The 18,522-nt window shown below is 58.2% G+C and carries 20 protein-coding genes, 2 tRNA genes and 1 pseudogene; 14 read left to right on the forward strand and 9 right to left on the reverse strand.

Features of this window, described 5'->3' with window-relative positions; translation table 11 throughout:
* Positions 1 to 21: 21 nt before the first annotated feature.
* Positions 22 to 1,245, reverse strand: coding sequence for a DNA cytosine methyltransferase (locus tag BM177_RS07415; protein WP_091680593.1), 1,224 nt, complete (start codon positions 1,243 to 1,245; stop codon positions 22 to 24).
* A gap of 280 nt (positions 1,246 to 1,525) precedes the next feature.
* Between BM177_RS07415 and BM177_RS07420 the strand changes: the two genes are divergently transcribed.
* The 12 genes and pseudogenes from BM177_RS07420 (at position 1,526) to BM177_RS07480 (ending at position 12,994) form a co-directional block, all read left to right on the forward strand.
* Positions 1,526 to 2,758, forward strand: coding sequence for a tyrosine-type recombinase/integrase (locus BM177_RS07420; RefSeq protein WP_091680595.1), 1,233 nt, complete (start codon positions 1,526 to 1,528; stop codon positions 2,756 to 2,758).
* Between the two features lie 3 nt (positions 2,759 to 2,761).
* Entirely contained in the window at positions 2,762 to 3,559 is a 798-nt protein-coding gene (locus tag BM177_RS07425) for a hypothetical protein (RefSeq protein WP_139223547.1), read from the forward strand.
* A 532-nt stretch (positions 3,560 to 4,091) separates the two neighbouring features.
* Entirely contained in the window at positions 4,092 to 4,364 is a 273-nt protein-coding gene (locus BM177_RS07435; protein ID WP_091680603.1) for a hypothetical protein, read from the forward strand.
* A gap of 89 nt (positions 4,365 to 4,453) precedes the next feature.
* Positions 4,454 to 4,828 carry a VRR-NUC domain-containing protein gene (locus BM177_RS07440; protein ID WP_175492526.1) on the forward strand — a complete coding sequence of 125 codons (375 nt, stop codon included), beginning with the start codon at positions 4,454 to 4,456 and terminating at the stop codon, positions 4,826 to 4,828.
* 134 nt (positions 4,829 to 4,962) lie between these two features.
* Positions 4,963 to 5,409: pseudogene (locus BM177_RS21100) on the forward strand (AAA family ATPase); the annotation flags it as partial.
* Positions 5,410 to 5,682: 273 nt separating this feature from the next.
* Positions 5,683 to 5,991, forward strand: a complete 309-nt coding sequence (locus BM177_RS20535; RefSeq protein WP_244532193.1) for a hypothetical protein — start codon at positions 5,683 to 5,685, stop codon at positions 5,989 to 5,991.
* A 531-nt stretch (positions 5,992 to 6,522) separates the two neighbouring features.
* Positions 6,523 to 7,317: a hypothetical protein gene (locus BM177_RS07450; RefSeq protein WP_139223548.1), complete on the forward strand. Its 795-nt coding sequence runs from the start codon at positions 6,523 to 6,525 to the stop codon at positions 7,315 to 7,317.
* Between the two features lie 4 nt (positions 7,318 to 7,321).
* Positions 7,322 to 8,707, forward strand: a complete 1,386-nt coding sequence (locus BM177_RS07455; RefSeq protein ID WP_091680865.1) for a DNA-packaging protein — start codon at positions 7,322 to 7,324, stop codon at positions 8,705 to 8,707.
* 13 nt (positions 8,708 to 8,720) lie between these two features.
* Complete coding sequence (locus BM177_RS07460) at positions 8,721 to 9,329, forward strand: hypothetical protein (RefSeq protein ID WP_091680614.1); 609 nt, start codon at positions 8,721 to 8,723, stop codon at positions 9,327 to 9,329.
* Between the two features lie 127 nt (positions 9,330 to 9,456).
* A complete protein-coding gene (locus BM177_RS07465) occupies positions 9,457 to 9,996 on the forward strand; it encodes a hypothetical protein (protein WP_091680617.1) in 540 nt (179 codons plus the stop codon).
* 738 nt (positions 9,997 to 10,734) lie between these two features.
* Positions 10,735 to 12,741: a M15 family metallopeptidase gene (locus tag BM177_RS07475; protein ID WP_091680622.1), complete on the forward strand. Its 2,007-nt coding sequence runs from the start codon at positions 10,735 to 10,737 to the stop codon at positions 12,739 to 12,741.
* Between the two features lie 13 nt (positions 12,742 to 12,754).
* Positions 12,755 to 12,994 carry a hypothetical protein gene (locus BM177_RS07480; protein WP_091680624.1) on the forward strand — a complete coding sequence of 80 codons (240 nt, stop codon included), beginning with the start codon at positions 12,755 to 12,757 and terminating at the stop codon, positions 12,992 to 12,994.
* Positions 12,995 to 13,117: 123 nt separating this feature from the next.
* On the opposite strand, the gene BM177_RS07485 is transcribed toward BM177_RS07480, so the two are convergent.
* Both BM177_RS07485 and BM177_RS21105 read right to left on the reverse strand, forming a co-directional pair.
* A complete protein-coding gene (locus BM177_RS07485) occupies positions 13,118 to 13,591 on the reverse strand; it encodes a hypothetical protein (protein ID WP_139223549.1) in 474 nt (157 codons plus the stop codon).
* A 168-nt stretch (positions 13,592 to 13,759) separates the two neighbouring features.
* On the reverse strand, positions 13,760 to 14,116 hold the full coding sequence (locus BM177_RS21105) for a hypothetical protein (protein ID WP_425284378.1): 357 nt from the start codon (positions 14,114 to 14,116) through the stop codon (positions 13,760 to 13,762).
* Positions 14,117 to 14,270: 154 nt separating this feature from the next.
* Here BM177_RS21105 and BM177_RS07495 point away from each other — a divergent pair, with 154 nt between their 5' ends.
* The gene (locus tag BM177_RS07495) at positions 14,271 to 14,531 is read left to right on the forward strand and encodes a hypothetical protein (protein WP_091680630.1); all 261 of its coding nucleotides are present in this window, start codon (positions 14,271 to 14,273) and stop codon (positions 14,529 to 14,531) included.
* 58 nt (positions 14,532 to 14,589) lie between these two features.
* Positions 14,590 to 15,006, forward strand: coding sequence for a hypothetical protein (locus BM177_RS07500; protein WP_091680633.1), 417 nt, complete (start codon positions 14,590 to 14,592; stop codon positions 15,004 to 15,006).
* Positions 15,007 to 15,686: 680 nt separating this feature from the next.
* Here BM177_RS07500 and BM177_RS07515 read toward each other — a convergent pair.
* The 6 genes from BM177_RS07515 to BM177_RS20540 form a co-directional block, all read right to left on the reverse strand.
* Complete coding sequence (locus tag BM177_RS07515; protein WP_091680641.1) at positions 15,687 to 16,145, reverse strand: phospholipase D-like domain-containing protein; 459 nt, start codon at positions 16,143 to 16,145, stop codon at positions 15,687 to 15,689.
* Positions 16,146 to 16,315: 170 nt separating this feature from the next.
* Positions 16,316 to 16,392, reverse strand: a tRNA-Arg gene (locus BM177_RS07520).
* Positions 16,393 to 16,410: 18 nt separating this feature from the next.
* Positions 16,411 to 16,716, reverse strand: a complete 306-nt coding sequence (locus BM177_RS07525; RefSeq protein WP_091680643.1) for an ETC complex I subunit — start codon at positions 16,714 to 16,716, stop codon at positions 16,411 to 16,413.
* A 90-nt stretch (positions 16,717 to 16,806) separates the two neighbouring features.
* Positions 16,807 to 16,883: transfer RNA gene (locus tag BM177_RS07530), tRNA-Pro, on the reverse strand.
* Between the two features lie 147 nt (positions 16,884 to 17,030).
* The gene (locus BM177_RS07535; RefSeq protein WP_244532194.1) at positions 17,031 to 17,573 is read right to left on the reverse strand and encodes a DUF192 domain-containing protein; all 543 of its coding nucleotides are present in this window, start codon (positions 17,571 to 17,573) and stop codon (positions 17,031 to 17,033) included.
* A gap of 110 nt (positions 17,574 to 17,683) precedes the next feature.
* Positions 17,684 to 18,361 (reverse strand): cold-shock protein, encoded by a 678-nt coding sequence (locus BM177_RS20540; RefSeq protein ID WP_425284379.1) that lies wholly within the window; start codon positions 18,359 to 18,361, stop codon positions 17,684 to 17,686.
* Between the last annotated feature and the right edge of the window lie 161 nt (positions 18,362 to 18,522).

Below are 18,522 nucleotides of genomic sequence, written 5' to 3' on the forward strand. Positions count from 1 at the left end.
TCTCCCATCATCGAATGTCCGCTATGTCGCCGGAGTTAGACCTTTCGAAGCCTTATTGAGATGCGCCACCGGCGATGCGGATGACGTCTTCGCCTCCAAAATCGCTTCCAAAATCGGCTCCAGCAGGTGCTCCGCGAGGTGCCGCACAACGGGAACGACGACGCCGTCGCCGGTCAAATGATAGGCCTCGTTATAGGTTCCGGGCAGAATGTAATCGTCCGGCAGCCCCATCAGCCGGGCTGTTTCACGCGCGGACATAAGACGCGAGCGCACATTATCGGCCTCGACGATGATGATCGATTGCCGGCTCGATCCTCCCGCCGGAGTTCGGAGACAGCCGGCGATGTCGTCGAAGCGGACCTCGGCGCGCTGGATTTTTGCGCCGCCCGGATCAACGCGGGTGCGTTTGTAGACGCAACCGGCGACACGGTGCCCCGCCCGCCTGGACTCCGCTTTCGCCATCTCGACTTTTTGTAAATTGACCGCGCTCATGAGGGACAGCAGCTGGACGGTTTCAGCCTCGCTCCGCCATCGGACCCCCAGAGGCTCCTCCTCGATCAGATCGGCGAGGATGGAATTACGGCGCGGAGGAGCCGGCGGCGACCACCAGATCCATGAGCCCTTCAATCGCTCGGGCAGTCCGCAATAAGCCTTTTGCAGATTGGCCGGATGCCAGATCGACGGCGCGGCCATGAGGCCACGGGACATTATGAGGCCCTGCGGCGCGCCGAGGCCTTTGCGGACGCAGACGAAAAAAAGACGCGGCCGGGATTGCGGCACGAAAAGCGCGGCGTCGACAATCAGCGCGCCGTAGGAATAGCCTCCGGCGTTCAAGCGGTCGCAAATGATCGTGAAATCGCGGCCGCCATGCGACGTCAATGCGCCGCCGACATTTTCCAGCACAATGATATCAGGCGCGCGGCCCTCCGCGATCAGGGATTCCATCAAGGCCCAGAAAGCGTAGAAGGTCCCGCTTCGCTCGCCCTTTAATCCGGCTCCGGCGCCCGCGAGGGAGAGATCCTGGCAGGGGAACGACGCCCATGCGAGCTGCGCCGGATCGGCCGGGAGGTCCGACGTTTTGATCTCGGCGATGTCTTTTGTGTGGAGTTCCCGCGCTCCCCAGTTCAGGCGATAGGCGACACCCTTCCTGGCGTCGAAATCATTGGCGAAAAGGCAGGTCCAGCGCGGTCCGAGCCCAGCCCGCGCCATGCCACCGCCGGCGAAAAATTCGTAAAAGCCCCTCAATTTGCCTGTTCGCTTCCTGCGACGAAAAAGCCCGGCGCGAGGCGAAATCGCCCGAAACGCTTTTCGGGAGGATGGCGACCCCGGCAGGGTTCGAACCTGCGGCCTGCCGCTTAGAAGTCTGAAATTATAGCCAGACATACCAGGACAATCGGGACGTCTTGTGCGCGTAATCTCATCTTCGCCCCCTTGTAAATGCGTAAAAGTCCGGCCATGTCTCGGACGCGGGGTAACAAGTTAAGACAGGTTTGATTCGTTACCCCATATTACCCCGGGGCATTCCATGGCGAAACCGCTCACTGTTCGAACCCTCGAAACGATAAGACCCGGCGAAGCCCGAAAGGAAGTCCCTGACGGTCTCGTTCGTGGCCTTTATTACATATTGCAGCCGTCCGGCAAGGCCGGTTGGGCGGTCCGGTACCGCGTGAGCGGCGTAAGCCGCAAGATGACGCTTGGGACTTACCCAGCACTTAGCCTTAAGGCCGCTCGCGATTTGGCGGCCAAGGCTCTCGTTAAGGTCGCGGGAGGCGAAGATCCTGCGGCCGCGAAGCAGTTTGCAAAAGCAGCCAAGCAAAGTCCCCTCGATCATGATCTCGTAGAAAAAGTCGCAGAGCAATTTATTGCGCGGCATATCAAAGCAAGCATGCGTCCAAGCTGGGCTCGCGAGGCTGAGCGCATGATGCGAAAGGAAGTCATTGCCTCCTGGAGGGGACGGAAGCTTTCGGAAATCCGCAAGGCCGACATTCACGAACTTTTGGATTCCATCGTGGACCGCCCTGCCCCGATCGTTGCCAATCGCGTGCTGGCAATCTTTCGCCGGATGTGCGGCTGGGCCGTCGAGCGCGGCATAATCGAAGCATCGCCCTGTTTGGGGATACGCTCCCCGTCGCCCGAGCGAAGCCGTGACCGGGTGCTTGACGATGTGGAACTTCGGGCCGTGTGGCTGGCCGCAGAAGGATTGGGCTGGCCATTCGGACGGATTATTCAATTATTGATCCTGACGGGCCAACGCCTCGGCGAAGTCTCCGAAATGCGTTGGAGCGAACTGGACTTTACCACCAGGACTTGGACTTTACCCAAGGAGCGCTGCAAGAATGGGCAGGCGCATCAGGTTCCGCTGTCGCCGCAAGCGCTCGCTATCTTGGAAGGCTTGCCCCGCATTGGAGGCGCGAGCGATTTCGTCTTCACGACGAACGGAAGAACCCCGGTTTCTGGTTTTAGCAAAGCGAGGGCGCATCTCGGCGCCGCGCTACCCGCCGCGCCGCATTGGACCTTTCATGATTTAAGGAGGACCGCTGCGACGGGCATGGCGCGGCTCGGCGTTTCGATTCCCGTCATCGAGAAGATTTTAAATCATCGGTCCGGCAGCTTCGCTGGAATCGTTGGAATTTATCAGCGCCACGGATTCGCCGATGAAAAGCGGGTCGCGCTTGAGACTTGGGGGCGGTTCGTTGAGACCCTGGTTAACGGCGAGCCGGCGGGAAATGTCGCCGCCTTAACGACGGCGCGGGGGTAAGCTATGGCGGCACGGCGGAGCAACACCTCAAACTGGAGAGACGACCTTGAAATCGCGTCTCTCTTTGGAATGATTGATGTATCCAGAGCAGATTCTAAATTCGTAAATCTCTGTGAAATGTCAGAAGTAGAGTTGAGAGAAGCATGGGAGCGCGGCCGAAAGAAACGTCATTCTGTAGTGGATCTAGTGACAAAGCTAGAGGCTACGTCTGTTCCATCGCTGAACTGCATCGATATTCAAGACACCCTCAATTTTCTATATGGGGCGACTGGCGATCAAATCTTTAAGGGAGCCGCCTTGGCGATGAATGGCTATGGATTCACTCATGGATTCCATCGCAAAGGCGTGAAGGAGACTGTAGTCAACAAGATAAAGAATGACGGTTACGCCCGCGACTGGTGGGCAATGCCACAGATACATATGTGGGTAAAACAAGAGGGGTACCCGCTACGTTCCGCCACCCAATTCGTAGTCGCCCGAAATGTGATCGGAGGCGCTGATGAGGAATTCGACTCGGTAGTTGAGAGGCTGCGCAAACAGTACCCCAAGTGGGTAAAAACAATTGAAAAAAACACGCCTTGGAACTCCGGAAAAGGAGACACGGGGCGGAAACTGCGCGTGCGGTTCCCGAGCCGCTGGCTAGGCAACGAAATTACATTTCTTTCCGAATTCATGGGCGTAAAGGTCGGCGTAGACGGTTTCGCAGTCGTACCTGATGAGGCCGAGTGGCGGCGGCTCATTCACGAGGGACATATATGGCTTTGCGGAGTAATTGATTCCAAAACTGGGAAATCTTTGTAAATCCGTTCCCAAGACTTTCGCGACCGTTAGCGGCATCATTGTCCCGACCATTCTTGACACGGGACAAAACCATGACCTCCCACACACAGTCATTAAACAGTGCGCATTCCGCCATCACGGCGAAGGGTACCTCTGATTCGCTCGTCCCCGCTGCTGTTGTCTCCGCCGAACTCGGCGTCGTTCGCCGCACGCTCGCGCGGTGGGTGGATTATCCGAACCTAAACTTCCCTAAGCCGCTCTTAATTCAAGGCCGATGGTACTTTCGGCGCGTAGAGCTGGAAGCATGGAAATTGAACCGCGCGCGCCTCTCTGTTGGGGAGCACGTTTGATCGATGGCCTCAAACAGCAAAGACCCGGCGCGCCATGGGGTGGCGGCCGGGTCCGAAAGGTTCATGCTTGGCGGCTGGAACAGTTCGGAAAATAAGCCCTCTTCCCTCGAATTGCAACAGCGCTTTTTGGCTTCGCGCTTCGGCGTAAGGCCTGATCGTGCTCGGCTGATCAGCGAATTCGCTTTCAACTGCGGGAGGCGTGGATGAGCACCACCCTCCAGAAGCATCGCAATCCAGAGGCGGTGAGCCGCGACAAAATTATCAACGCGCGCGAATTCATCCACGAAGAGTCTGGCTGGATTGGGATCCAAGCCGAACTTGCGCAGACCTATTCCTGGATGGGCGACGATGCTGGTCTCGAATACGCGCTCCGAAGCCTCATCGGGCGCGTCAATGCTGTCCGCATGACGTTCAAGGAGCTTGTTGCTGAAAAAGAAAAGCTCGCCGCGGCAAAGAAGCCGGGGGTGGTTGAATGACGATTCCACCCCTCTTGCTTCTCGCTGAAGGTCGTAAACCGCGCCTCCGAAGGTCTCCGGCGCCGCGGCCGAAGGAAATCGTTCTTCACATGTCGGTCGCCAAGGTTCTTCGCGATCACGCCAGGCCAGAGTGGCGCTGGAGCCATATTCCTAGCGGAGAGATCCGGGATAAGCGAACGGCCGGCAAGCTCAAGCAAATGGGCGTAAAGGCTGGTTGGCCCGATTTTGTGTTGATTGCGCCGGACAGCCGTTTCCACGCGATCGAACTCAAGCGCGCCGGCGAAAGACTGTCCGAATCTCAGGATGAGTTCAGACTGTGGTGCGTCCGGCATGGCATTCCGCATGTTGTCGCCTTTTCGCTCGACGATGTTCTAACGTCGTTCGAGGTATGGGACTGCTTAACTATCAGAATTGTAAAGCAACGCGTTGATCAGCCGCTGTCTTCGAAAGGCGGTCGTGAATGAATGGGCCGGCCGATCAGGCCTACCTGGATTCGCTTTTGGATTTCGGCGAGCCCGTAGGCATCCCATTGCGCAACGGGCACGTCGCGCCGGTTCGATTTATCCTCGACGGGCAGGGCTCCGCTGATCCGCCGCGAATGCTGATCAAAGGATTGGTTCCAGCAGAAGGAATATGCTTCCTCGGCGGCCAAAGCGGCGCTGGAAAAACCTTCGTCGAAATCCATGTCGCGGCCTGTCTTGCAAGCGATACAAACTTCTTTGGCCGGAGGATCAAGGAGCGCGTCGGCAGCGTCATCCTGGCCGCAGAAGGCGCGGGCGGAATTCAACGGCGTCTCGACGCTGCCAAGCATGCCATGAATATCGCTACGCCGCTTCCAATCGCCTGGCGTGCAATAAGCGAAAACCTCCTCAATCCCGCCGTGATCAAGCAAACGATCAGCGGCTTGAAAGCGCTGGGGGTCCAATTTCGCGACGAACACGGTGTGCGGCTTGGAGTCGTATTTATCGACACCATCGGCGCAGCCTTCGGCCTCGAAGATGAAAACGATGCCGCGCAAGTCAACGCCGCGATGCGCGTGTTGCGCCAAATCGGAGACGAACTCGGAACGCTCATTGTCCCCGTCCACCATTATGGGAAAGCGAGTGCAACCGGTCTGCGCGGATCAAGCGCGTTTCGTGGGGGCGCCGACGTTGTGCTGTCAGTCCTCGCGGACCGAGACGAGATCACTGGCGAATCTGATAGTCGCTCACTTTGCCTCGCAAAAGCTCGAGACGGCGAAGAGGGGCCAATAGGCGGTTTCGAGCTTCGGTTTGTTAATCTCGGCTTGGATGAGGACGGCGAGCCGTTTGGATCATGCGTGGTCGAGCCTATACAGGCGCAGCCGAAGAAAGAGCGAGCGATCAAACTCACCAAAGGCGGCAAAATAGCTCTGGCGGCTCTGCGCGAGGCCATCGGCGAACTCGGCGCGATTCCACCCGTATCAAATCACATTCCGGCAGGCGTCAAAACCGTCACGGTCAGCCAATGGCGCGACTATGCCTATCGGCAGGGTGTCGCAGGTTCGGACGAACCTCGGGCCCGGAGACTAGCATTCCAGCGGGCTCACGAAGCCCTCGTCGCCGCAAAACAGGTTGCGGTTTGGGAGCCTTACGCATGGGCCGTTTGATGGGGGAACAGGTGGAGGAACAAAGGAACACACCCCTAGGGTGTTTGTTCCTTTTGTTCCCCCCCGGAACACCTCGGAACAATGTTCCTTTTGTTCCTTTTGTTCCTCTCGACGGTCTGGGGTTGAAACAGGGCGGATTTTTTCAGCCCACCTGGGGCGCTTTTATCGGACGATGCGCTTCCACTCGCGCGATAGGGGCTATTCGGCTGCGCTTAAGATTGTCGGGAAGGCGCATTGAGCCAAGCAGCCCCTCGGCTAAGCCCAAAGGGCCTTCCGGTAAACAGTTGGCCTCGTCTGTGAGGCTGGCGACAGTGATCGAACGACGGGCCTCCCGATGTCGCGATCCACTCAGCGAATTGCTCTTATCCACATCTTCTTTTGATATCCAATCAGGACATCACAAGACGTTATGGGACAATAGATCAAATAGAAACAAAGCATTGAGTTATCATCGTTGACGATTGGCGGCTTCGGGTAGCATAAGGGTAAACAAACGCGATGGTTTTTCGCGAAATGTGGGATTCGCTTTGGATGCAAATGCGCGGCGGGCATGAGATGAAGCAGAACCCTCGCGGTCACTTCAAATCCGGCGAGCCCTACTTTGAACATGCGGCGGAGAAGCGCGAGCGCGAGGCCAAGGCGTTCAAGCCGCGCGTGCGTTGCGGGGTCTGCCATCATCATGAGCGTGTCAGGATTGAGGCGTTGCGCACGGCTGGCGTGAGCCTCGACAAGCTTGCGGAGCAGTTCGGCTTCCATAGAGACGCAATTTGGAGACATTGCGAAAATCACGTCAGCGACGAAGCTAAGGTTGGGTACCTGCTAGGGCCGGCGAAAATCGCAGACCTTGCGAACGCTGCGGCGGATGAGAGCCGGACGGTACTCGATTATCTGACGATCACCAGGTCGATCGTCATGAACGCGTTGGATCGGTCGGCGCAGGCCAATAAGCCCTACGAGGTCGATCGATTGAGCGGCCGCATGATCGAGACCATGCGCGAGATCGGGCGGATCACGGGCGAAGTTCGCGACTTCGCGGCAACGACAATCAACATCCAAAACAACACGCAAATTTTAAACAGCCAACCGTTCATGGAATTGCAAACCGGGCTGCTGAAGGTCTGCGCCCGTCATCCCGAGGCCCGGGCCGATATCATTTCGCTATTTCACGATCTCGACGCCCGACACTCCAGCAATGACGCCAAAACGATTCAGGCGAAGGCGCTGAAGGCGGCTGAGGTGATTCCCGCCACTACCATGGCCGATGATGTCCGGCGCCAGTCTGCGGCCACCGCTGCGGTTCTGAGCGAGGTGTGCGGCGATGTCTGACACGATGTTTGCGCGGCTTGCCGATGCGCTCGGCGACGACTGGGCGGCGAAGGCGCGTCCGGAACAATTGCCGCCACCTGGCGACGACTGGACGATCTGGATCTATCTCGCGGGGCGTGGCGCTGGCAAGACACGCAGCGGCGTGGAGTGGGTTCGCGCGCAAGTCGAGTCCGGAGTTTCACGCATTGCGCTAATTGCGCCGACGGCCGCTGACAGCCGCGACGTCCTTGTCGAAGGCGAATCAGGAATTCTGGCGACATCTCCATCCTGGAATAGGCCAATTTGGGAGCCGTCGAAGCGGCGTCTGACGTGGCCGAACGGCGCGATCGCCACGACATTTTCGTCGGAAGAGCCCGACCGGTTGCGCGGCCCGCAGCATGGTGCGGCCCTCTGCGATGAATTCGCGGCTTGGCAGAACGTCGAGGCCACGTGGGACATGATGATGTTCGGCTTGAGGCTCGGCAAGCGTCCGCGCGCGATGATCACCACGACGCCGCGACCTTTGAAAATTCTCAAGCAATTGGTGGCGCGTGCAGGCCAGGACGTTGTTCTCACGCGCGGGCGCACGGCCGATAATGCCGCAAATCTGGCGCCGACGTTCCTAACCGCTATCGTCAATCGATATGAAGGAACTCGTCTCGGCCGGCAGGAACTCGGTGGAGAAATTCTCAGCGACGTCCAAGGCGCTCTCTGGAACCGCGACTTGCTTGAGGCAACGCGCATTCAAAAAGGGTCGGAGCCGCCGATGCGGCGTATCGTGGTCGCGATTGACCCGGCGACTTCCGTTGGCGCGAACAGTGATTTGACGGGCATCGTCGTCGCTGGCCTCGGCGATGACGGCAGGGGCTACATTCTGCAAGACTTAAGCGGCAGATACTCCCCGATCGAATGGGCGACAAAAGCGGTTGCAGCCTACCGGAGCCATCGCGCAGACAGGATTGTCGCGGAGAGCAATCAAGGCGGGATGATGGTCGAGACGACGCTGCGGGCGGTAGATCGGACAATCCCGATTCGTCTTGTTCATGCATCGCGAGGCAAGATCACTCGTGCGGAACCGATTTCGGCTCTGTTCGAGCAACATCGTGCGCATATTGTCGGTTGTCTTCCTGAGTTGGAAGACGAACTTTGCTCGTTTGAACCCGGCTCGGCCAACAGTCCTGATCGCCTCGATGCGGCGGTCTATGCGCTGACGGATTTGCAAATTTCCTGGCAGACCGTGGTGAGTTTTCACCCGCCAATCGTCGGCCCAAGCCGGGCCGAACTCGCCGCCGCGTTTTGTCTGACGGCCGCCGACGCCGCGCAAGAGACCTCGCCGCCGGGAGGCTGGCCGATGGGCTCACCGCAAGCTAACGCCGTCGGCGGTCAATTCGGTTGGAAGTTACCCAGATGATGGAGAAGCACACATGACTACTCTGATTGACGAGGCGCGGGCCATATTGGTCGACCTGAACGAAAAGCTGGAGGCTGCACGGAAGAAGGCTGCGGGGATCGACGTTGAGATCGTGGGTGTTTCATTTGCAGCGCATTGCGATGACGCTGGCGCTCGGAAGACCCTTGACGCGCTCAATTCAAAGGCGTCGGCGGCGAGCTTGGAAATTCGCTCCATTGAGGTTGCGGTGAGTGAAGCGAAACGTCGGGTTGATCTTGCGACAACAGCTGAGGCCGCCGAGTCGGAACGCGAGAAGGCCCGGCAAGCGCTGGCGCTGTTGGATGATTTCGCCAAGAGGGGCGACCAGCTACAGCAGGCGCTCGACAAATTCATTGCGAAGTACAGCGAGTTGACGAACGATTTCCGGCGGCTGGAGTTGCTCGGCTACGCTCCGACGAGCTATGCGCTCGTAAAAACCAACATGCAGTCCGCGATGAAGGCGGCTTTGATGCCGACCGATTTGCGGATTGAACATCTGCCCCCGCACGCCCGCCGCGACTTTCGGGACGTTATTGAAGGCTGGTCGCGCCATGTCCGAATGCGGGCGTCAGCGCGGCTGAACAAATCAACAAAGGCGGCGTGACATGACATATCAAAAGCACGAAATCTATACTGCGCTTTCGAAGCGCGCTGAGCGTTTACGCGGACCAAACGAGTCCATGGAGCAAGCATTTACGCGAACAATTACGGATGATGAGATAGGACAGCGGATGTATTCCGCGTTGAAAGTCGCTCCCGGTCGCGAAATGCCACCTCCTGCGACGCCAGAGCAGGACTTCGTGCCGCGGAGGGGTCCCGCTGGGCTGGAGATCGAAGGGCTTGCCCGCGACGCCATGCTCGCGGCGAACGGGACGCTCACATTTGAACAGGCCTATGCTCTAGCATTCTCGGACCCGAAAAACCGCGAGCTACGCGAACGCGTGAAGCTTGAGGAGCGAAATGTTGCCGCGGGCAAGCCCTTGGCGGCGATCCAGGGCGAAGCCTTCATCGAGAATCCCATCCGCGACGCCATTCGCGCCACGCGCCCGACGATCAAAGTTGAGGACGCGCCGTCCGATCCGGAACCCGAATTCATAGGGCCGGCTCATGCTCGACTCCATAGTCTGGCTGTCGACCACATGCGGGCGCATCCGGGGCAAACGTATGCGGGCAGCTACACCTATCTATACTCGCACAAAGACAACGCCGACCTGCGCGCCAAGGTCAGAGCGGAACATATGCGAGCGACAATGGCAGGTGTGACCGGATGAAAAAAGTTTTGCCAATCGACGGCGGCGTTTGGTTATTTAGCGGTTTCCTCCGCCCCGTTGGTAGGCAGAAGGCTGGCGTCCTGGGGGCGTCAGACAGTCATGGCGGCGGCTTTAACGTCGAGAGCACCGCGCTATATTTGGCGCGGGCATTCCGCCATCTATGCGCTCGGCCGATGGGTTCTCTCTCCGTCCCCTGGGCGGTCGGGCGTAGGCTGCTGGAGGCGTCCCCAATGGGGTGCGCCTCCAGTTCCATTTTGATGCAGGGTTGAAGTGATGGACCAGGTAATCAGTGTTGACCGAGCTTGGTTCAAGCGCAACCCAAATCGGAACTATCGCATCAGGGCGCCGGGGGAGGGCGAAGTGGAGACGATCATGCGATCGTCGCACGGTGACCTTGGTTATGAACTTGCCGCGATTTCGGGCGGTCTTGCGCTGCCTCCATCGACGGGTCACTCTTGGCGCATATTGGTTGTGAGCGTTTCAAAAGACGAAACGTTGCGAATGCTTGTTGTTCGCCCTGACGGCGCGCCTGACGAACCGCCCGAACTCAACTTTGGATTCGCCGCGGCAATTGTTTTCAACCGGATCTGCATTGATCGTCTACGGGGCTAGAATTACATGCAAGTGTACGAGATATATACTCGATTATCGCTTGAGAACAGAGCCTCGGCGGGGCTCGCAGCGCTCGCAAAAGATGTTCTACATCTCGAAGGGTCCTTTGCACGCCTCGAAAAGACGATGTCCAGTTTCAGTCGCACGTCGGCTCTCATTTTTGGCGGGTTGGGCATTGCGGGCGGGGTCGGGATTGGCGCCGTGCTTAAGGGCGTCGCGGATTACGGCGACAAGCTGCTTGACCAGCAAGACAAGCTCCAGCGCAATGGCATGGCCGCGAACGAGGTCTTGAAACTCCAGGCTGATTATTACAATCAGATCGCGAAAGCCATCCCGACTTCGACGGCTGCCGAATACCTCAAGACAGCGAACGAACTGCGCGCTGTCACCGGCACAACGTCGGGCGCGGCGGCGCTGGCCCCGCGCGCGTTGATGGTTGACGCGCTCTTGTCGAATTCGATGGGCAAGCAATCAAGCGGAGAATATTACAAGCTCCTGCGCTCGGCGGAAATGAAGGGCATTTCGACCAATCCAGAGCGGCTTAAGGATTTCACGGACAAGGCGTTTTCGTACATTACGGCGTTTGGCGGAAAGCTGACCGCGAACGATTTCCAGCTTTTGGCCCGGCGCGGCGGCACGGCGTTCATGAACGCCGATATCGACAAGGCCCTCGGGCCTCTTTCCGTTCTGGCTGCTGATTTGGGCGGCTCCGGCGCCGGCACGACCGCCATGACCTTGCAGCAATTGCAAATGGGCGCGTCCACGCTGTCCAAGCAGCAAGCGGCCGTCATGGCCGATGCAGGCTTGCTTGATTTGAGCAAGACGACGAAAACTGGCTTTGGCGGCGGAAGGCTCCAGCTCGCGCCGGGCGCCATGAAGGGTTCGCTTGAGCATGCGGGCGATCTGCCGGGCTGGATCAAGGATGTCATCTATCCGGCCTTGATGAAAATGGCCGGCGGTGACGAGGCGACGTTCCAGAACCTGATTTCCAAGTTCTCGCCGAACCGCAACTCGTCGAAACTCATCGAGATGTTCGGCAATCAGGGATTCCTAGATCAGCAAATGAAAGATATGGGCCTCGCTGGGCAGGTCAAGCCGATCGAGGAAGCGTACAAGGATTTCACCTCGAAAAACCCGAAGGGCGTCAAGGAAGCGTTCGGCAACCAGTTCGAAAGCATGATGCAGTCGATCGGCGCGCCGCTGATGCAAGCCGCCCTCCCCATCATGAAATCCGTGACGGAATTCTTCGAAAAGACCGGCGCGTGGGCCAACGCGCATCCTGACACGGTTCAAAATTTGGGCATTGGGTTTGGCGTATTGGGCGGGGCGATTGCCGGGCTCGGCGCTATCATGGTGACGGCGGCGGTCGCCTCGATGATCGGGCCGCTGGGTATCCCGGCGCTCGCGATTGCTATCGGCACGCTTGGCGCTTTCGCATGGAAAGAGCTTGTCGGCAGCATCAAGGCGTTTGGCGAATCGCTAGCATGGCTTTGGGGGAAGATCACATCGCTTGGCAGCACGATTGGCGGCTTACTGCATCTAAATAGCTATGATGGCGGCGGGGGCGGGTCCGGGATTGACGCCAATCTGATTCATAAGGCCTCTCTCGGCAGCGCCGATCTTTCCGGCGGCGCCGGCGTCAGCAACATGAACCCGGAATTTCGCCATCGCCTCGCCGCGATGATGGCGGCGGGCAACGCGTCTGGCCATTCTCTTTCGATCAAGTCGGGCTGGCGCTCACAAGCGCATCAAAATGCTCTTTTTGCAAACTCAAATGGTTCCGGCCATTGGGTTGCCCGCCATTCAAACCATACGCGCGGCATCGCGGCGGACCTTGGCGGCGATCTCGGCTGGGCGCATCAAAACGCGGGTCGGTTTGGCCTTAAGTTTCCGATGCCTTGGGAAAAATGGCATGTCGAGCCGCAGGAATCCCGCGGCGGACGTCACGTCGCGCCATATCGCAGGGCGAACCAATCCCCCACGATTGAAAACGTAATGTATCTCGACGGCGAAGAGATACATCGTTCGACAACCCGCAGAATGGTCGCGAAGGCGACGCATCCGACGCAGGCGCCTTATCACGACGGCGCGAGTGCGTGGACGCCTCCCGACGCTGGGCTGGTTGCGGTTTAAAGGACTTAGATGAATGGCCGCTGAGAATTATACAAAACCGAAGGCGCCAGCCCCATCAGGGCGCGCGTCGGCATTGCCTGATTTCAAAGATCCGGGCCAGATGTGGGATTATGACAAATACGGCGTTCGGAAGATGATGTTGCAGCCGCCGCCCGAGCCTGACGATTTGCGGGAAGTTCCCGGCTTCCATCGGACGGGAATTCATCATCAAAACGCATCTTTGAAGATCATTAACCGCTGCAAAATTACATGATCGACGTTCTCATTCTAGGCCCTATTCAATTTGATTCGTATTCCACACCTGAGCGCATGGGCTTTGGCGGCCGGCACGCCATGGCGGTTGTTAACTCGATTCACGATCACACCTTGATTCTCGTTAGTCTTTCCATTTGATCACGACGTTTTTCAACCAAGCTTCAGGTTGTGGCGTTTCTGGGTGATCGGATCTCGGGGCTAAAGGGTCGTAGGCGTCGCCGTAGACATCGACGAAACAAGCGTCGTCGGCGTCTATTCCATTACAATTGTTTAGCGCACGTCTAAGACTTTCCCTATTCATCGATTTGCTATCGAGCGTAATGTTGCCAAGATGTCTCTTGTCAGTGGAGTAGGCGGCGCAAAAAAACATCCAGTCATTGGCTTGAATTAGGTAGCAACCAGTAACCGCCACCGCCTGTCCAAGATGTTCGACGCCATCGACGATAAAATCGACGGCATCGAATGCGGGCAAGCTAGATTTGCGTCTACTCGGTTGGTCTCCTTGATACTCTTTGAAGTGTTTTTCGGCTTTCGCTGCGGCCGGTAAGGCAAACGCAATGCACGCCAAAACCGATGGTAAGAAGTGGCGGCTCATCGCAATCTGCGTTGCAAACAATAGGGTCGCGAGGGGCCGTCTCATCAATCAGCCGCGACGTCTAGAGCTAATGCGTAATCATAGGCTTCGCGCATTGCATCGTTCATGTTGGCATAATGTAGCCGCGCAAGGGCGTTGCGGAACCTGCTCATTTTAGCCTTCCCTTTCTCACTTTGGCTTTGCGCTTTTCATAGCGCGCCGGTTCTTGAGCTTCGTTCGCTGGTTCTTGGCCAACGCCTTCCGTAACTGATTCATGCCTGTTTCGGGGCTGGGTTCCCCTTCGACGTTGAGGGTCGCGATCGTCTGGTCCAACGCCTCAATCTTTTCGGTAATTTCCGCGACCGCCAATGGCCTCTTCTTTAATCGAACGCCTGGACCCTCGCCGTTCTCGTCGATGAAAATCACGCCGGCGGAGACAAGGGCGGCTATAACGGCGAAGATATTGTTCGCGTACCCATTCGGAGCGCCTTCGGCCGCCTCCATGCGCCGCAACGTCTGGACCGAAATCTTTGACCGCTGCGCCAAAGTCGCTTGATCCATGCCTGTAAGCGCTCTCGCCGCCGCAATTTGTCGGCCGGTAACTTGAGCACTATCACTCATTATGGATGCTTCCTCTTGACTTATGGCAAACATGAGATATTTATATCACCTTGGCGTATTTAATTCAAGGATGGCCATAATGTCCAAACCGAAAAGCACAGACATTTCCATAGCCTCGGCGTCTCGCGAACTTCATGGCGTCCGCCACGCGGCCTCAATGGCGGGGCGGGCGATGCAGCGCCTCGAAGCCGAAGCCGAGCGCATCGCTGGCGAGGTCGGAACGTCAGGCCGGACCCTTCGCCTTGTCTCGGCTGGTGAGCAATTCTCCGCGCTGATCAAGCACGGCAAGACCGTGATCCAGATCGATGGCGACTCCTTCGCCGTCACGACGGGCGACTAAACAAACGCTCGACTGGACCGTCGAGCAAACATTTCGATTCAAATCTTGGAGAACTACAATGCCGAACAACACCGTTCCGGCAGTCGCTCGCGACTTGCCTTCCACCCGCCGCGCATTCCTCCGCTCAGCCGCTGCGGCCAAGTTGGACCTAACCACGGATGTCAACCCTGAACTGATTGCGGCGCTGGCTGAGGTTGAGAAAACCTACGTCGCGTTCTCGAAGACGCTTCGTCGGCTCGCCATTGCCGAAAGGGCGGTGCGGGTGGACGAAGACAATCAGGCTGCCCGAAAAGCGCTTTCAAGGGCTCAGGAAGCCGAAACAGCGGATGGCGATAAGTCATATAAATCCATCGAACGGTTCGCAGGCATCCGGGCGACGACGCTTCCCGAATTCCGCCTGAAGGCGACATTGGCCGATCTTGGCGAATTCAAAACCGTGGCGCAGTCGATCATCCGCGACCTTCTCGCGTCCTGAATCCTCGAATCTGGGAACTCTGTTGGAGGGACGCCATTATAAATTTGAAGGCCCGGATTTTCTACGTCCTTTGGGAGCGGCTGCGTGAGCTTGAGGCTGCAGAGGCAGCGGGTTACCAGGTTGAGACGAGTCTCGAGAAGACACGTTCAATTCTTCGAGAATTACCTGACGTTTCGATCGCCAAGATCCCTGCGGCGAAGAAACATGATGATCGCCGGTTGAGGCTGAATTAGTCGCGCCGGCGGCCGATGGCGCGCGCTACGTCAGAAGATCGGCCTCGACTGGTCAAGCCAGAGCGTCGAGATTAACCTCCCCAAAATTGGGATCGTCGATTCCTTCGACTTGCCGCCCCTTGCGAACGGCGGTCCGAAGGATCGATCTCCGTGGTCGAAGCCTGATCTTACGGGGCACCGCCCAAGCGTGGTGCGCCTACGGTCTCTTCAACTCGTGCGCCTTCACTTCGTGTTCGGCCGCATCCTCGGCCCCGGTGTTCGGTCCTTCGGCGACGCAATTCTTGGTCGGCGGCGAGCCGCACACCTTGCCGATATTGCCCCAGCCGACACATTTTCCATCTGGGCCCCGATAGCCTGGGCCACCACGACAGCCGCAACCTGAGCAAGCCAAGGCTCGCGTAACTTCTTGCATTGCTACAAGAAATGAAACCACTAAAATAAACCGCTTCATTTTAAGGTTTCTAGCCTTTTCCAAATCACCTCAAAATTGCGCTTAAAGCTTATCGCTGCATCGGGGCTATCGATCACGATCAAATCATTATTCTGCATTTTGAGGCCAGATGCGGAAAAGTTCGCGGCGCCCATGCGCAAGGTCGAGCCGTCGATCTCATAGGCTTTCAGGTGCATCGGCGGCTTGTGCGCGGGCTTGACACGGATCTGCACGGTTGGCGTTCCGGCGAGGTCTTGGAACGGGCCTGTCGGCGCGCGTTGGCCGAGTTGGGCGCCGTCGAGGATGATACGCACGGCGACGCCCCGATTGGCCGCGCGGGTCAGCGCCTCGATCACGGGCCAATCGGTCAGGACGTAGGCCGCCATGTCGATCTCGCGCTGTGCGCCATCGATCAAGCCGACATCGATCCGCTCAAGGTTTTCCGACGGGGCGTAGTGGATCGCGGGCTCGGCCACGCAGGGTGGTGCGAACGCGAGGAATAGCTGAACCAAGCAATAGCGAAGTTGCTTTTCATCACAATTTCGTGAGCCGAGAGGCGTTTTCTTAGCGTTACCCGTGGGGTTACCCTAGGTTAAAATCATCTAAAATATTAGTCGATAACTTTTGTGCAACTCTTTGATTTAAATGGCGACCCCGGCAGGGTTCGAACCTGCGGCCTGCCGCTTAGAAGGCGGCTGCTCTATCCAGCTGAGCTACGGGGTCGAGCCGTCGCGCAAACGCTCAATGTGTCCATTGGCCGAGGCGGGTGGATTTGAAATTGTCGGAATAGGATTGAATCGTTCGCGGATGAAGTTTTGGTTCCTCGACCCGGTAGGTCAAGCCGTTTTTCTGGGCGTAGGCGATCGCCTCTTCCTTGCTCCCGAATTTCAAGCGCACCTGGCTTTTCATATCCCCCGAACTCGTCCAGCCCATCAGCGGCTCGATCTCCCGCGCCTCCGCTGGTTCAAATTCGAGAACCCAAAGCTTTGTGCGCGCCTGACCCGATTGTGTCGCGGTCCTTGCGGGCCGATAGATCCGTGCCGTCATTCAAGGGCTCCTGTTTTCAAAGTGATCGGGGCCACGCGGCGAACCTGCGTCAGACCGGTCACGCGCTCGCCGCATTCCATCGAACCTCGTTGGTCGGGGCAGCAGGATTCGAACCTGCGACCTGAAGTTCCCAAAACTTCCGCGCTACCAGACTGCGCTATACCCCGGCTGCCGAAATGGACCCGCCGCCTCGAGGAGCTTCTCGCTATCACGCAGCGTCCGCCCGGACAAGGTCGGCTGTCCGCAGGCGGCCCCGGAGAACCACGACGCGGGACCATTGCGAGGCTGAAACGGATCCTCTTTTCGCAAAAACACTATTTCGCGAAAAGAGGATGCCGCACGAGATCGCCGATTTTCAAACCGATCCGCGCCGAGACGCCGGCGTTCACTTCGAGGACCGAAAACGCGGGCGCGCCTGAAGGAATGATCTTTTCCGACAAAGGCTCGGTGTTTTCCGCGAGCCCGACGACCTTCCCGGTTTTGCCGATAAAGATCATATCGAGCGGCAAATAGGTATTCTTCATCCACATCGTCACGGGCCGTTCCGATTCAAATCCAAACAACATGCCGCGATCCGGCGGCATAGATCTTCGGAACATCAGGCCATGCTCGCGTTGCCCTTCCGTGCGGGCCATTTCGACCAGAAAGTCATGCGGTCCGGTCGAGGTGATGATTTCGAGAGGTTCAAGACCGCCTTTAGCTTCGAGCCAGGCCCGAGATTCAAGCGCGCCCTGCGCTTCGACGATGCGGTTCTGGGCGATTGCGGCGGACGGCATGACGATCGCCGTCTCCACAAGCAGGAACAGGGCAAAAAGCGCCATGAAAACCCGCGCCGCCGGGTTGAAAAGATGTGTCACGTCGAAATCCCGCCGCGCCAATGGAATTTAGGCCTGCTCGAAGTCGATTAGCGCGCAATCGACCGCCGAGGCAAGTCCTGTGGAGACGAGACAAGTCCCGCGGAATTCGATCAATGCGAACGCGACGCGGCGGCGTTGAGCGCCCGCACCTCAACGGCGATCAGCCCCTTCGGCCCGTCGCCAAAACGCACCAGAAGGCTTTCGCCGGGCTGCACTTCGCCGATCCCGTAATGGCGGAGCGTTTCCATATGAATGAAAATATCGCCGGTTCCATCTCCGCGGGTGAGGAAGCCAAATCCGCGGGTCCGGTTGAACCATTTGACGATGGCGACCTCAAACCCTCCCGACGGCGCTGAGGCGAACCGCGCAGCGGATGGCCGGATTTCAGGATGCGCGGCGCTCGAAAGGTCTATCGAGATCACTTTCAAGAACTGGAGCCCTTTGGCGCGCCGGACGGCTTCGCCGACGACGCGAGCGCCCTCGAGCGCGAGTTCGAAACCGTCCTTACGCAACGTGGTGACATGCAGCAAAACGTCCGCGCCGCCTTGATCGGGGGTTACGAATCCATACCCTTTTCCGGCGTCGAACCATTTTACAAGGCCCGAGACTTCGACAAGCGAAAGGGTCTCGGCCTGCGATGACCCTGCTTCGACGAACAATCGGGGAGATACGAAACTTTCGTCGTTCAAGACCCACCCTCCGAGTTCCGCTCCCCGCGAGCCGGCAGCGGTCTTGACCCTGACCCGATACGCGAGAATCAGACGCGCCCGCAACGGAACCCCGCTCAAGATAACATTCTGACCTTGCCGCAAAAGCCGATGCGGCAATGAAATTGTGGATAAGCGCCCCCGGGTCTGGCGACCAAGAAAGCCGGAGGACGCCCGCCGCTGGACATCACGATGCCGGCTATCGTATGAGCCCTTCTTTTTGTTCCCCTTCTTGCTTTTTG

This window comes from Methylocapsa palsarum (assembly GCF_900114285.1).
GTDB lineage: Bacteria > Pseudomonadota > Alphaproteobacteria > Rhizobiales > Beijerinckiaceae > Methylocapsa > Methylocapsa palsarum.

Coding starts and splice junctions, on each gene's coding strand:
- BM177_RS07420 (WP_091680595.1), top strand. CDS start 1,526: ATGGCGAAACCGCTCACTGTTCGAACCCTCGAAACGATAAGACCCGGC.
- BM177_RS07425 (WP_139223547.1), top strand. CDS start 2,762: ATGGCGGCACGGCGGAGCAACACCTCAAACTGGAGAGACGACCTTGAA.
- BM177_RS07435 (WP_091680603.1), top strand. CDS start 4,092: ATGAGCACCACCCTCCAGAAGCATCGCAATCCAGAGGCGGTGAGCCGC.
- BM177_RS07440 (WP_175492526.1), top strand. CDS start 4,454: ATGTCGGTCGCCAAGGTTCTTCGCGATCACGCCAGGCCAGAGTGGCGC.
- BM177_RS07450 (WP_139223548.1), top strand. CDS start 6,523: ATGCAAATGCGCGGCGGGCATGAGATGAAGCAGAACCCTCGCGGTCAC.
- BM177_RS07455 (WP_091680865.1), top strand. CDS start 7,322: ATGTTTGCGCGGCTTGCCGATGCGCTCGGCGACGACTGGGCGGCGAAG.
- BM177_RS07460 (WP_091680614.1), top strand. CDS start 8,721: ATGACTACTCTGATTGACGAGGCGCGGGCCATATTGGTCGACCTGAAC.
- BM177_RS07465 (WP_091680617.1), top strand. CDS start 9,457: ATGTATTCCGCGTTGAAAGTCGCTCCCGGTCGCGAAATGCCACCTCCT.
- BM177_RS07475 (WP_091680622.1), top strand. CDS start 10,735: ATGTCCAGTTTCAGTCGCACGTCGGCTCTCATTTTTGGCGGGTTGGGC.
- BM177_RS07480 (WP_091680624.1), top strand. CDS start 12,755: ATGGCCGCTGAGAATTATACAAAACCGAAGGCGCCAGCCCCATCAGGG.
- BM177_RS07485 (WP_139223549.1), bottom strand. CDS start 13,591: ATGAGCCGCCACTTCTTACCATCGGTTTTGGCGTGCATTGCGTTTGCC.
- BM177_RS07495 (WP_091680630.1), top strand. CDS start 14,271: ATGTCCAAACCGAAAAGCACAGACATTTCCATAGCCTCGGCGTCTCGC.
- BM177_RS07500 (WP_091680633.1), top strand. CDS start 14,590: ATGCCGAACAACACCGTTCCGGCAGTCGCTCGCGACTTGCCTTCCACC.
- BM177_RS07525 (WP_091680643.1), bottom strand. CDS start 16,716: ATGACGGCACGGATCTATCGGCCCGCAAGGACCGCGACACAATCGGGT.